This is a genomic window from Anaerobacillus sp. ABA4_114 (assembly GCF_056159065.1).
In genome coordinates this window covers 3,940,592-3,953,772 of record NZ_JBSWUM010000001.1, presented here as the reverse complement: position 1 = coordinate 3,953,772, position 13,181 = coordinate 3,940,592, and the positions used below count along the sequence as shown (strand labels likewise).

Sequence of the window (13,181 nt, the reverse complement as noted above, 5' to 3'; positions counted from 1 at the left end):
CGACATCCAATAATTATTATTTTTTGCGTTATAACTTAGTTAGTCACATCTAACGATGTGCATCGATGACGTTAGAACACTCGTTTCTAACGAACATCTAAGGTTAAGCTACTAAGGGCGCACGGTGGATGCCTTGGCACTAGAAGCCGATGAAGGACGGGACGAACACCGATATGCTTCGGGGAGCAGTAAGTACGCTTTGATCCGGAGATTTCCGAATGGGGGAACCCACCATCCGTAATGGGATGGTATTTACTTCTGAATACATAGGAAGTAAAAGGCATACCCGGGGAACTGAAACATCTCAGTACCCGGAGGAAGAGAAAGCAATCGCGATTTCCTGAGTAGCGGCGAGCGAAACGGAAACAGCCCAAACCAGAGGGCTTGCCCTCTGGGGTTGTAGGACGTCTCATTGGAGTTACAAAGGCACGGATAGACGAAGCGACCTGGAAAGGTCCATCAGAGAAGGTAACAATCCTGTAGTCAAAATCCGCTGCCCTCCGAGACGGATCCTGAGTACGGCGGGACACGTGAAACCCCGTCGGAATCCGGGAGGACCATCTCCCAAGGCTAAATACTCTCTAGTGACCGATAGTGAACCAGTACCGTGAGGGAAAGGTGAAAAGCACCCCGGAAGGGGAGTGAAAGAGAACCTGAAACCGTGTGCCTACAACTAGTTGGAGCCCGTTAATGGGTGACAGCGTGCCTTTTGTAGAATGAACCGGCGAGTTACGATCCCGTGCAAGGTTAAGCCGAGAAGGCGGAGCCGCAGCGAAAGCGAGTCTGAATAGGGCGAAGGAGTACGTGGTCGTAGACCCGAAACCGGGTGATCTACCCATGTCCAGGGTGAAGTTCAGGTAACACTGAATGGAGGCCCGAACCCACGCATGTTGAAAAATGCGGGGATGAGGTGTGGGTAGCGGTGAAATGCCAATCGAACCCGGAGATAGCTGGTTCTCTCCGAAATAGCTTTAGGGCTAGCCTCGCGGCAAGAATCTTGGAGGTAGAGCACTGATTGGACTAGGGGTCCCTACCGGATTACCGAATCCAGTCAAACTCCGAATGCCAACGATTTATCCGCGGGAGTCAGACTGCGAGTGATAAGATCCGTAGTCGAGAGGGAAACAGCCCAGACCACCAGCTAAGGTCCCAAAGTATACGTTAAGTGGAAAAGGATGTGGCGTTGCTTAGACAACCAGGATGTTGGCTTAGAAGCAGCCATCATTTAAAGAGTGCGTAATAGCTCACTGGTCGAGTGACGCTGCGCCGAAAATGTACCGGGGCTAAACGTATCACCGAAGCTGTGGATTGTCTTACGACAATGGTAGGAGAGCGTTCTAAGGGCTGCGAAGTCAGACCGAAAGGACTGGTGGAGCGCTTAGAAGTGAGAATGCCGGTATGAGTAGCGAAAGACAAGTGAGAATCTTGTCCGTCGAAAGCCCAAGGTTTCCTGAGGAAGGCTCGTCCGCTCAGGGTTAGTCGGGACCTAAGCCGAGGCCGAAAGGCGTAGGCGATGGATAACAGGTTGATATTCCTGTACCACCTCCTTTCCGTTTGAACGACGGGGGGACGCAGAAAGATAGGGAGAGCGCGCTGCTGGACATGCGCGTCCAAGCGATTAGGCTGGTGAATAGGCAAATCCGTTCACCGTGAAGGCTGAGTCGTGATGGCGAGGGAATTTAAGTACCGAAGTCCCTGATTCTACACTGCCAAGAAAAGCCTCTAGTGAGGAAAGAGGTGCCCGTACCGCAAACCGACACAGGTAGGCGAGGAGAGAATCCTAAGACGATCGGGAGAACTCTCGTTAAGGAACTCGGCAAAATGACCCCGTAACTTCGGGAGAAGGGGTGCTTCCTCGGGTGAATAGCCCAGGGGAGCCGCAGTGAAAAGATCCAAGCGACTGTTTAGCAAAAACACAGGTCTCTGCCAAGCCGCAAGGCGATGTATAGGGGCTGACACCTGCCCGGTGCTGGAAGGTTAAGAGGAGGGGTTATCCCTTACGGGAGAAGCTCTGAATCGAAGCCCCAGTAAACGGCGGCCGTAACTATAACGGTCCTAAGGTAGCGAAATTCCTTGTCGGGTAAGTTCCGACCCGCACGAAAGGTGCAACGACTTGGATACTGTCTCAACGAGAGACCCGGTGAAATTATAGTACCTGTGAAGATGCAGGTTACCCGCGACAGGACGGAAAGACCCCATGGAGCTTTACTGTAGCCTGATATTGGATTTTGGTACAGCTTGTACAGGATAGGTAGGAGCCATAGAAGCCGGACCGCTAGGTTCGGTGGAGGCGTCGGTGGGATACTACCCTGGCTGTACTGACATTCTAACCCAGCACCGTGATCCGGTGCGGAGACAGTGTCAGGTGGGCAGTTTGACTGGGGCGGTCGCCTCCTAAAGAGTAACGGAGGCGCCCAAAGGTTCCCTCAGAATGGTTGGAAATCATTCGCAGAGTGTAAAGGCACAAGGGAGCTTGACTGCGAGACCTACAAGTCGAGCAGGGACGAAAGTCGGGCTTAGTGATCCGGTGGTTCCGCATGGAAGGGCCATCGCTCAACGGATAAAAGCTACCCTGGGGATAACAGGCTTATCTCCCCCAAGAGTCCACATCGACGGGGAGGTTTGGCACCTCGATGTCGGCTCATCGCATCCTGGGGCTGAAGTAGGTCCCAAGGGTTGGGCTGTTCGCCCATTAAAGCGGTACGCGAGCTGGGTTCAGAACGTCGTGAGACAGTTCGGTCCCTATCCGTCGCGGGCGCAGGAAATTTGAGAGGAGCTGTCCTTAGTACGAGAGGACCGGGATGGACACACCGCTGGTGTACCAGTTGTTCCGCCAGGAGCATAGCTGGGTAGCTACGTGTGGAAGGGATAAGTGCTGAAAGCATCTAAGCATGAAGCCCCCCTCGAGATGAGATTTCCCACAGCGTCAAGCTGGTAAGATCCCTCAGAGATGATGAGGTTGATAGGTTCGGGGTGGAAGCGTGGCGACACGTGGAGCTGACGAATACTAATCGATCGAGGGCTTAACCTAAAAATTGGAATACGATGTTGCGTGCTATCTAGTTTTCAGGGAATGAAAAGAAGTTCGACTAAGTTCCACCACGTCCTGTGGTGAACATCGAACGACTTACATCCTGTAAGTCTAGTGATGAAGGCGAAGAGGTCACACCCGTTCCCATGCCGAACACGGAAGTTAAGCTCTTCAGCGCCGATGGTAGTTGGGGGCTCTCCCCCTGCAAGAGTAGGACGTCGCTAGGCAAATGAGAAGTCAGAGCATTGAGCTCTGGCTTTTTTGTATGCTTTATTGGTTTGTATTGCGAGACCGTAAGGTAAGTACCTTCATTGAGAAGACAGAAAAGGGCATCTTAGAAAGCTTCGTAGGGGTGGGAGAAGCAAGAAATTCGAGGAAGCAAGTGAGGCTGGACCGGAGTAGATATTCGGAGATCTATGAGGATCCAGCATCGCGCAGCTGACGAAGAAGTTCGCCGCTTATCGCGCCCCGTATGAGAACACGGAAGTTAAGCTCGCGCGCCGATGGTAGTTGGGGGCTCTCCCCCTGCAAGAGTAGGACGTCGCTAGGCAAGTGAGAAGTCAGAGCATTGAGCTCTGGCTTTTTTGTTTTGTCTGAATGTGGGGTGGAGTTATTAGGGGGTTTGATTTGGGGTTTCGCGGATATAATCTCTGAATCGCGGATAAAAGCCCCGATTTCGCGAATATAAATCGAAAAGCGCGGATATATCATGATTATCGCGGATAAAATGAAAATTTCGCGGATATCGCCCGGATCGCTCGCCCCCAAAAGGTTTTATTTGAATGTGCTTTTAACAAATCAACGTTACAAACAACGCTTCGCTGATAAAAACGTAAAACCGCCGATATATGTCTTCCTTTCGCTGATATTTACCTCAAACTCGCCGATATATTGAAATTTCCGCCGATAAATCAATGAAAATCGCTGATAACCCATGTTTCAACGCTTTTTCTGAATAAGATTTTGTCTATTTAATGCTCCATAGCTGAACTCTTCTTTCAAATTGCTTACGCATCTCCTCTACTGAAATTATTTTTGAATATTCCGACCGCCTTACTTGATAAATCACGCTAGAAGACTTAAGGTTAATGAAAAAGAATTTCAGAATAGAGAGGGGAAAGTAAATGAGTTTTCATTTTGACACCAGGGCAGTTCGATTTCCTAACAAGGAAAAAGCTGAAACTGTAAGTAAGGCGAAACCAATCTATCAAACATCTTCTTTTGTTTTTGAGGACCTAGAAGATTTAGAGTCTTTCTATCAAGGGAAGAAAGATTATTTATATACGAGGGTTAGTAATCCAAACACAGATGATCTCGGTATGGGTGTAGCAGACCTTGAAGGGGCGCCGAAAGGGGTAGCAACTTCATCAGGGTTGTCAGCTATTCTTGCTGGTGTGCTAGCTGCTGTAAAAGCTGGAGACCACATCGTCGCATGCGATGACTTGTATGGTGGTACTTACTCGTTGTTTGAGAGTGAACTAAAAGATTTCGGTATAGATGTATCGTTTGTAGATTATGCAGACGTTGAAGCAGTTGAAAGTGCGATACAATCGAATACGAAGCTCCTATATACAGAATCGGTTACGAATCCGCTTCTAAGAGTAGAAGATTTGCATCAACTTGCTAGCCTAGGGAAAAAGCATAACCTTGTAACGATGGTTGATAATACGTTTGCGACGCCATTTCTACTCCAACCGTATACGATGGGAATCGATCTTGTCGTGCATAGTGCTACAAAGTACATAGGTGGACATAGCGATGTAACTGCTGGTGTTGTTGTGGGGAAAGAGAACCTTATTGCTAAAGCGAAAGCAAAGGTCATTAATCTCGGAGCTAATCTAAGCCCATTTGAAGCATGGTTAGGATGTAGAGGACTGAAAACGTTAAGTGTCAGAATGGATCGTCATGTGAAGAATGCACAGTTCCTTGCTAATGAGCTTAAACGGGTAGAGGGAATAAAGAGTGTCTACTATCCACGCTATGTTTCTGAGAGAGGAAATGGAGCTGTCGTATCGATTGAATTAGAAGATAACGTTAATGTTGATACGTTCTTCAAATCACTCGGTTGGGTGAAAATCGTACCAACGTTAGCCGGTTTGGATACATCAGTGTCTTATCCAATTGCCACATCGCATCGCACAGTACCTGATGAAACTAGAGCAAAGCTCGGTATCACAAAGCAGCTTGTCCGTATTTCTGTAGGTATAGAAAATGAAAACGACATAACAGATGCATTTAAGCAAGCAGTTGAGAAATCCCTCTAATGAAGGGGGATTTTTCTTTTTCTCTCAATGCTTGCATAACCTGTTTTTATCTGGTATAGTATTACTTGTGACGTTAGATAACGTTATTAACTATGCGCATCATAATCATCAATTTTATACTATCGTCGCGGGGTGGAGCAGTTCGGTAGCTCGTCGGGCTCATAACCCGAAGGTCGCAGGTTCAAATCCTGCCCCCGCAACCAAAATTTTCGAATTCTAACTACGTCGAGTTGACTTCCTTGCTAGAATTCAATCGGAGTACTCGATAGAGTGCAACCAAAATTTTAACTACGTCGATTAATCTTCCGTGTTAAAATTTTATCGAAGTCCCTTTAGGGGCAACCTAAACACTTAATTACAGTTTTCTGTAACTAACGTAAGTGAACATATAAGTGGTCCCGTGGTGTAGCGGTTAACATGCCTGCCTGTCACGCAGGAGATCGCGGGTTCGATTCCCGTCGGGACCGCCATTTTAGTATTTTCATAGAGCGAGCGAATCGCTTTTTTTTATTTTATAAAGAAAAAAAAACTGAATTTAAAAACCGACTGCACATCTGATTTTTCATATTGGATGTGATTTTTCTTGAAATTAAGATAAACTGTTAGAAGGAGAGCCTTAGGATGAAATTCCTAAGGTTTTTTTATAAAATGGAAAGTGAGATGAGTTTGGTTGAAAGATGAATTTGAGTTTATACGATCAATTAAACCAGCTTATACAAAACGTGAAGAATTGATAGAAGGGATCGGGGATGACGCAGCCCTTTATCGTGTGGCTTCAGAGTGGGATGAGATTGCTTGTGTCGATACGATGGTGGAAGGTGTTCATTTCACGAGGGATACGATGACGCCGGAACAGATCGGAAGTAAAGCTCTTGCGGTAAATATTAGTGATATTGCAGCGATGGGCGGAGTTCCTCTCTTTTATTTAGTGTCTATCTCAATCCCTAAAACAGGGTGGTCAGATGAAGAACTCGAGCAGGTTTACCGTGGTCTGCATGCGATTGGCAATGAGTTTGAGATGGACATGATCGGTGGAGATACGGTTTCGAGTAGAGATGCCTTAACCATTTCCGTTACGGCTATTGGAAAAGTAGAACGAGAAAGAAAACTTTTGAGGAAGAATGCTGTAGCCGGAGATGTGGTGTTTCTTACCGGTGCGGTCGGCGGATCAGCTGCAGGACTTTCGTATCTACTCAAGGAAACGGAACTTGAAAACCCTAATACGCAATCTTATATAACGGCCCATCAAACGCCTTATCCTCATGTGAAAGCAGGAAGGCTTCTGTCGAAGAGTGGGTGTCGGGTAGCATTGAACGATGTAAGTGATGGAATTGCTAGTGAAGCACATGAAATTGCTGAAGCGAGCAACGTTTCCATTGTGCTAGAAGAACAATATCTTCCACGTCCTGAAGGGTTTGATGCTTATTCTTCAGAACAGCGGTTAGACTGGATGTTATACGGTGGAGAAGATTTTGTGTTGATCGGAACAGTGTCAGAAAGTGAATGGGATAAGATCGAGCAGTTGTTTACGAATCAGAACGAACCAATCTACAAGATAGGATATGTCGCAGAAGGCGATGGTTCTGTTCATTTAGTGAATAAGGAAAACAAATATAATTTGGACAAGAAGGGATACAATCACTTCTCGTCTGAGGAATAGGTGATGACCATGAGTGCATATGCTTTCATCATGAAATCTCCAGAAGAAACCATAGAGCTCGGCATTAAGCTTGGTGAAAAGCTTAAGCCAGGTAGCGTATTAACGTTAGAGGGAGATCTAGGTGCAGGCAAGACAACTTTTACAAAGGGAATTGGAAAAGGTCTCGGTGTAAAGAAAATAGTAAATAGCCCTACGTTTACCATCATTAAGGAATACGAGGGGAATATTCCTCTCTATCATATGGATGCGTATCGATTAGAAGAAAGCGATGAGGATCTAGGATTTAGTGAATATTTTGAAGGCGAAGGTGTCACTGTAGTAGAATGGGCGAAATTCATACAAGATATGCTGCCAAAAGAACTATTACGTATCGAAATCTATCATCAAAGAGAATCAGAACGCAGATTGATATTAAGACCTTTCGGGGACTTTTATGAATCTGTTTGTAAGGAGTTGCAAGATGAGAGTACTAGCCATTGATTCATCTAACTATGTAATGGGTGTCGCTGTGATGGTAGATGATATTATCGTAGGCGAACTGATTACAAACTTAAAGAAGAATCACTCGATTCGACTGATGCCAGCGATCGAAGAGTTATTAGAAGAGGTCGGGGTAAAGCCGAATGAGCTCGATCGTATCGTCGTTGCTGAAGGGCCCGGCTCGTATACTGGACTTCGCATTGGCGTGAGTATTGCTAAAACGTTAGCTTGGACGTTAAACATACCACTTGTAGGCGTATCGAGTCTCGAAGTTCTCGCCCAAAGTGGACGCTATTTCGACGGAGCTATCGTGCCATTCTTCGATGCGAGAAGAGGACAAGTCTATAATGGGGTATTTGAGAAAGGCATGCCACATCCTGTAAGAAAGAGTGACGATCAGATCGTATTGTTTGAAGAGTGGCTTAAAGTAAATAAAGAAAGCCATGATCAATTCCTATTCATTAGCAATGATCTATCGAATCACAAAGAAACGATTGAAAGTATACTTGGCGATAAAGCGATCTTTGCCCCTATTAGTAGTACCAATGCTCGTCCATCCGAGCTTGCTGTGCTAGGAGCGAAGAAGGAACCGGTTGAGGATGTACACGCGTTTAAACCGAATTACGTAAGGATGGCAGAGGCGGAAGCTAAATGGCTCGCTTCGCAGGAAAAGTAGGGGATTCGTAATGGAAAAGACGATATCGTTTCGTTCGATGACTGTGGAAGATATTGAAGCTGTCATGGAGATTGAGAAAGCAACGTTTCCAACGCCGTGGAGTCGGTCTGCTTTTTACAATGAAGTGGTTGTGAATCAGTTTGCTACTTACCTTTTACTCGAAGTCGGTGAAGAAATCGCTGGATACTGCGGCGTATGGGTGATTATTGATGAAGCCCATATTACGAACATCGCCCTGCATCCAGACTATAGAGGAATGAAGTTAGGCGAAGCGTTGATGAGTAAAGCGATTCGTTTTGCGAAATCGCGGGGAGCGTTGACCATGACGCTTGAAGTTAGAGTGTCGAATACAGTTGCACAGAATTTATATAAGAAACTAGGTTTTGTAGAAGGAGGCATCCGCAAAGGTTATTATTCAGATAACCAGGAGGATGCACTAGTAATGTGGGTGAATTTAAATGGAAAATAAATCAGAAATCATACTAGGAATCGAAACAAGCTGTGATGAAACAGCGGTTTCGATCGTTAAAGGCGGAACAGAAGTTCTTTCTAACGTCGTGGCTTCGCAAATTGAAAGTCATAAGCGTTTTGGTGGTGTCGTACCTGAGATCGCATCTCGTCATCATGTAGAGGAAATGACGGTTATTTTAGAAGAAGCACTTCGAAAGGCTGAAGTGACGATGGACGATATCGATGCGATCGCCGTTACGGAAGGACCAGGATTAGTAGGAGCCTTGTTAATTGGAGTGAACACAGCGAAAGCGTTAGCGTTCGCTCATCAAAAGCCTCTAATTGGAACCCATCATATCGCCGGGCATATCTATGCGAATCAGCTTGTCTCTGAGCTTAAGTATCCATTGCTATCTCTCGTTGTCTCAGGAGGGCATACAGAGCTTGTTTATATGGAATCTGAAGGAGAGTTCACGTTGATAGGAGAAACGCGTGATGACGCTGCAGGAGAAGCCTATGACAAAGTGGCGAGAACGTTGAAGCTGCCATACCCAGGTGGACCGCATATCGATCGTCTTGCACAAGAAGGCACGGAGTCGGTACCGCTTCCTCGTGCATGGCTTGAGAAAGGGTCTTATGATTTCAGCTTTAGTGGATTGAAATCTGCCGTAATCAACACCGTTCATAACGCAAAGCAGCGTAATGAGGAGATCAAGCCTGAAGATCTAGCGGCAAGCTTTCAAGCAGCCGTAGTCGATGTCCTCGTAACGAAAACGAAGCGAGCGGCTGAAGAGTATGATGTGAAACAAGTGCTACTTGCTGGGGGAGTTGCGGCGAACAAAGGTCTTCGAACGGCATTAAAAGAAGCCTTTAAGGATTCAGAGATCGAGCTAATCATTCCACCTCTTCATTATTGTACAGATAATGCGGCGATGATTGCTGCAGCAGGTACCATTTCCTATCGAAAAGGGAAGCGTTCTTCCTTACACCTTAATGCAAATCCGGGATTAGAACTGGGAATCTAGTCCCGGTTTTTTTGTTTCTAATTATCCACAAGCAGTGAATATTGTGGACATATTGTCCTATATCTGAAACGAAGGGGATTTCTGCTGTGGGTAAAGATTTGTGGATAACAATTCATTTAACTGTGGATAATGTTGATAAATTAGAAATATCTCGTTAAATAAACACACATTCTGTGTATAAGTATGTGGATTGTGTGAATATGTCGGAAAATTTTATATCTAAAGAAAAAACAGTCCACTGTGGACTGTTTACGCTTCTTGAAGTTCTCCCCATTCTTCCATGAGTTCTTCTGTTCTCGTTCTTAATTTATCGAGCTCTTCATTTAAGACCATCACCTTCTCATGATCTTCAAACACTTCAGGAATACAGAGTTCTGCTTCTATTTCGTCGATTCTAGCTTCTGCCGAATCAATTTCTTTTTCAATTTCGTCGATCCGCCTTAAGATTTGTCTTTCCTGGCGTTTTGCTTCTTTATCTTGTTGAAAACTAGATTTTCCAGAAACTTCGGGCGCACTCGATTGTTCCTGCTGTTCAAGAGCGGCGAGTTCAGCGAGTTCCTCTTTCTTTTCTACATAGTAATCATAGTCACCGAGGTATGATGTGACACCTTCAGTGGATAACTCAAGGACACGAGTGGCGATTCGATTGATGAAGTACCGATCGTGTGAAACGAACAAGATCGTTCCAGGGAACTGGATGAGCGCTTCTTCTAAAATTTCTTTACTATCTAAATCAAGGTGGTTCGTCGGTTCGTCGAGTATAAGGAGGTTTGACTTTTGCATCATCAGCTTAGAGAGCGCGAGTCTACCTTTTTCTCCACCGCTTAGTTCGGATACAATCTTCAATACATCATCGCCGCTGAAAAGGAAGCGGCCTAATACTGCACGGATATCCTTTTCATCGGTTAATGGGAAGTCATCCCATAGTTCGTTAAGGACAGTTTTATTGGATGTGAGATTCGTTTGCTCCTGATCATAGAACCCGACCTGAACATTACTTCCGAAGTTTAAATCTCCGCCTAGGAGGGTTTTTCCTGAGACGATCGCCTGCAGCAGCGTCGATTTTCCGATTCCGTTCGGACCAACGAGTGCAACGCTTTCCTGGCGTTTCAAGTCGAACGTAAGCTGATCGTTGATCACCGTATCCGGGTAGCCGATCGATAACTCTCGCACACTCAGTACATCGTTACCTGTTTGCTTGTCGATCCTAAACGAAATGTTGGCTGATTTCTCATCGCCTTTTGGCTTATCGATCCGCTCCATCTTTTCAAGCTGCTTTCTTCTACTTTGAGCACGCTTTGTCGTAGAGGCGCGGACGATGTTTTTCTGAACAAAGTCTTCTAGTTTTGCGATTTCCTTTTGCTGCTTCTCAAACTCTTTAAGCTGCTGCTCATAGCGCCGATCTTTCTCTTCTAAATAGAAGCTATAATTTCCTTCGAATCGTTCTGCACGGTTTCTTGAGATCTCATATACCTTGTTCACGATTTTATCGAGAAAATAGCGGTCGTGAGAAACGATGAGGATGGCACCTGTGTAGCCTGTTAAATAACCCTCGAGCCATGTGAGTGTTTGGATATCAAGATGGTTTGTCGGCTCATCCAGAATGAGTAGCTCAGGTTTTGTAAGTAAGAGTTTACCGAGCGCCAGGCGCGTCTTTTGCCCTCCACTTAGACTAGAAATCGGTGTTTTATAATCGAAATCTTTGAAGTTAAGCCCGTGAAGGACCGTACGAATATCCGCTTCGTATTTGTAGCCGCCTTTGTCTTTGAAAGCGACCTGAAGCTGGTCATATTCTTTCATGATACGCTGGTATTCCTGCTCATTTTCATAGATAGATGGGTCACCCATCTTCTCTTCGTACCGTCGAAGTTCTTTTTCCATACGACGTAGTTCTTCAAAGACGCTAAGCATTTCATCCCAGATCGATAGGTTCGATTCGAGGCCCGTGTCCTGAGCCATGTATCCAATCCGTACATCTTTCGGTTTGATGATATCTCCTGAATCATAGGAGAGCTGCCCTGTGATGAGTTTTAGAAGAGTAGACTTTCCGGCACCGTTTCGACCAACGAGTGCCACACGGTCTCTCGATTGTACTTCTAGCTTAATATTAGATAAAATAGGGTCAGCACCAAATGATTTTGATACGCCATTTACTTGTAGTGCGATCATTGTTTGTTCACCTCGAATTTCTCTCTTCTCGTTGTATGTTGAATCGAGCGATTTGCTTGATCTACCATTCGATTACGTTCCTTTAAGTTTATCGTAGTGAGGACAAGGTGGGCAACTACAGGAATGTTCATTAAATGGTAATAAAAATTCTTGTTAAAAAACAGCAAAAAGGATAGAAATGGTGTATAGTCACAAGTAGCAGCATTCCATTTAACCTTCTATCATCTATAGAAGAAAGGGGCAGCCATGAGTTCATTTACTCATTTTAATAAAGAAGGCCGCGCACAGATGGTCGATATTACAGAGAAAACTCCGACTGCTCGTACAGCGGTTGCCAAAACGAGCGTGAAGGTTAGTGAAGAAATTTATACTGGTATCAAAGACGGAAATATGAAGAAAGGCGATGTGCTTCAAGTCGCCCAAATTGCCGGGATTATGGCAGCAAAAAAAACGTCTGATCTCATCCCTATGTGTCATCCGATAGCGCTTTCTGGCGTTGACCTTCATTTCGACTGGGAAGTGAGCGCTTCCTTTTATGAGCTTACGATTGAAGCTCATGTGAAAACAAAAGGAAGTACCGGAGTAGAAATGGAAGCGCTGACGGCAGCATCAGCGGCGGCATTAACCGTGTACGATATGTGCAAAGCGCTGGATAAAGGCATCGTTATCGGGGAAACCTATCTCCTTACAAAAACAGGGGGAAAAAGCGGGGATTACAAGCGCGAGTAGGACAACCATAGATTGAGCGCGGAGGTCAATGTGGAGGGTGTTTATGGATATTGATCAAACAAAAATTCCGCAAGCGACAGCAAAACGACTGCCGCTCTATTATCGCTATTTAAAAAATCTTAGTGCATCTGGTAAACAGCGGGTAAGTTCTGCTGAATTGAGCGATGCGATAAAGGTAGATTCTGCTACCATACGAAGAGATTTTAGTTATTTCGGTGCTCTTGGTAAAAAAGGGTATGGGTATAATGTTCATTATCTGTTATCTTTCTTTAGTAAGACCCTAGATCAAGATGAAACGACCAGGGTAGCTCTAGTAGGAGTAGGTAACCTTGGGACAGCGTTTCTGCACTACAATTTCATTAAGAATAACAATACGAAGATCGAACTGGCATTTGATGCGGATGCTGCAAAAGTAAACCAAGAAATTGGTGGTATTCCGGTTTACCATATCGATCAGTTTAAAGAACAGGTGAAGAAGAACGACATCTCAGTCGTTATCCTTACAGTACCCGTTCATGCTGCTCAGTCGATTGCAGATCAGATGGACGAGGCTGGAATTAAAGGGATTCTGAACTTTACGCCAGCACGTTTGACCGTACCAGATCATATTCGAGTGCACCATATTGATCTGGCTGTTGAACTGCAGGCTCTCGTGTATTTTATGAAGCATTATCCTGTATAAACTTACAATCTTAAG

General features: G+C 45.3%; 9 protein-coding genes, 2 tRNA genes and 2 rRNA genes. 12 read left to right on the top strand and 1 reads right to left on the bottom strand.

All coding sequences use genetic code 11. The features are described from left to right. Positions 1-101: 101 nt before the first annotated feature. The 10 genes from ACXAEY_RS20455 (at position 102) to tsaD (ending at position 9,586) form a co-directional block, all read left to right on the top strand. A 23S ribosomal RNA gene (locus tag ACXAEY_RS20455) occupies positions 102-3,031 on the top strand. A 110-nt stretch (positions 3,032-3,141) separates the two neighbouring features. Further along, positions 3,142-3,258, top strand: a 5S ribosomal RNA gene (gene rrf, locus ACXAEY_RS20450). A gap of 897 nt (positions 3,259-4,155) precedes the next feature. Beyond that, on the top strand, positions 4,156-5,295 hold the full coding sequence (locus ACXAEY_RS20445; protein ID WP_474814543.1) for a trans-sulfuration enzyme family protein: 1,140 nt from the start codon (positions 4,156-4,158) through the stop codon (positions 5,293-5,295). 126 nt (positions 5,296-5,421) lie between these two features. Beyond that, a tRNA-Met gene (locus tag ACXAEY_RS20440) sits at positions 5,422-5,498 on the top strand. 191 nt (positions 5,499-5,689) lie between these two features. Beyond that, positions 5,690-5,765: transfer RNA gene (locus tag ACXAEY_RS20435), tRNA-Asp, on the top strand. A 200-nt stretch (positions 5,766-5,965) separates the two neighbouring features. Continuing rightward, complete coding sequence (gene thiL / locus ACXAEY_RS20430) at positions 5,966-6,955, top strand: thiamine-phosphate kinase (RefSeq protein ID WP_474814541.1); 990 nt, start codon at positions 5,966-5,968, stop codon at positions 6,953-6,955. A 9-nt stretch (positions 6,956-6,964) separates the two neighbouring features. Further along, positions 6,965-7,435, top strand: a complete 471-nt coding sequence (gene tsaE, locus ACXAEY_RS20425; protein ID WP_270182969.1) for a tRNA (adenosine(37)-N6)-threonylcarbamoyltransferase complex ATPase subunit type 1 TsaE — start codon at positions 6,965-6,967, stop codon at positions 7,433-7,435. Continuing rightward, the gene (gene tsaB, locus ACXAEY_RS20420; protein WP_270182970.1) at positions 7,416-8,111 is read left to right on the top strand and encodes a tRNA (adenosine(37)-N6)-threonylcarbamoyltransferase complex dimerization subunit type 1 TsaB; all 696 of its coding nucleotides are present in this window, start codon (positions 7,416-7,418) and stop codon (positions 8,109-8,111) included. Before tsaE ends, tsaB begins: the two co-directional genes overlap by 20 nt. Positions 8,112-8,121: 10 nt before the next feature. Continuing rightward, on the top strand, positions 8,122-8,580 hold the full coding sequence (rimI, locus tag ACXAEY_RS20415) for a ribosomal protein S18-alanine N-acetyltransferase (RefSeq protein ID WP_270182971.1): 459 nt from the start codon (positions 8,122-8,124) through the stop codon (positions 8,578-8,580). Continuing rightward, the gene (tsaD, locus tag ACXAEY_RS20410; protein ID WP_270182972.1) at positions 8,570-9,586 is read left to right on the top strand and encodes a tRNA (adenosine(37)-N6)-threonylcarbamoyltransferase complex transferase subunit TsaD; all 1,017 of its coding nucleotides are present in this window, start codon (positions 8,570-8,572) and stop codon (positions 9,584-9,586) included. Before rimI ends, tsaD begins: the two co-directional genes overlap by 11 nt. Positions 9,587-9,835: 249 nt before the next feature. Here tsaD and ACXAEY_RS20405 read toward each other — a convergent pair whose 3' ends face one another. Continuing rightward, positions 9,836-11,755 (bottom strand): ABC-F family ATP-binding cassette domain-containing protein, encoded by a 1,920-nt coding sequence (locus ACXAEY_RS20405; RefSeq protein ID WP_474814537.1) that lies wholly within the window; start codon positions 11,753-11,755, stop codon positions 9,836-9,838. A gap of 246 nt (positions 11,756-12,001) precedes the next feature. Here ACXAEY_RS20405 and moaC point away from each other — a divergent pair, with 246 nt between their 5' ends. Beyond that, entirely contained in the window at positions 12,002-12,484 is a 483-nt protein-coding gene (gene moaC / locus ACXAEY_RS20400; protein ID WP_270182974.1) for a cyclic pyranopterin monophosphate synthase MoaC, read from the top strand. A gap of 43 nt (positions 12,485-12,527) precedes the next feature. Further along, positions 12,528-13,166 carry a redox-sensing transcriptional repressor Rex gene (locus ACXAEY_RS20395; RefSeq protein ID WP_474814535.1) on the top strand — a complete coding sequence of 213 codons (639 nt, stop codon included), beginning with the start codon at positions 12,528-12,530 and terminating at the stop codon, positions 13,164-13,166. Positions 13,167-13,181: the final 15 nt, after the last annotated feature.

Coding starts and splice junctions, on each gene's coding strand:
- moaC (WP_270182974.1), top strand. CDS start 12,002: ATGAGTTCATTTACTCATTTTAATAAAGAAGGCCGCGCACAGATGGTC.
- tsaE (WP_270182969.1), top strand. CDS start 6,965: ATGAGTGCATATGCTTTCATCATGAAATCTCCAGAAGAAACCATAGAG.
- ACXAEY_RS20405 (WP_474814537.1), bottom strand. CDS start 11,755: ATGATCGCACTACAAGTAAATGGCGTATCAAAATCATTTGGTGCTGAC.
- tsaD (WP_270182972.1), top strand. CDS start 8,570: ATGGAAAATAAATCAGAAATCATACTAGGAATCGAAACAAGCTGTGAT.
- rimI (WP_270182971.1), top strand. CDS start 8,122: ATGGAAAAGACGATATCGTTTCGTTCGATGACTGTGGAAGATATTGAA.
- ACXAEY_RS20395 (WP_474814535.1), top strand. CDS start 12,528: ATGGATATTGATCAAACAAAAATTCCGCAAGCGACAGCAAAACGACTG.
- tsaB (WP_270182970.1), top strand. CDS start 7,416: ATGAGAGTACTAGCCATTGATTCATCTAACTATGTAATGGGTGTCGCT.
- ACXAEY_RS20445 (WP_474814543.1), top strand. CDS start 4,156: ATGAGTTTTCATTTTGACACCAGGGCAGTTCGATTTCCTAACAAGGAA.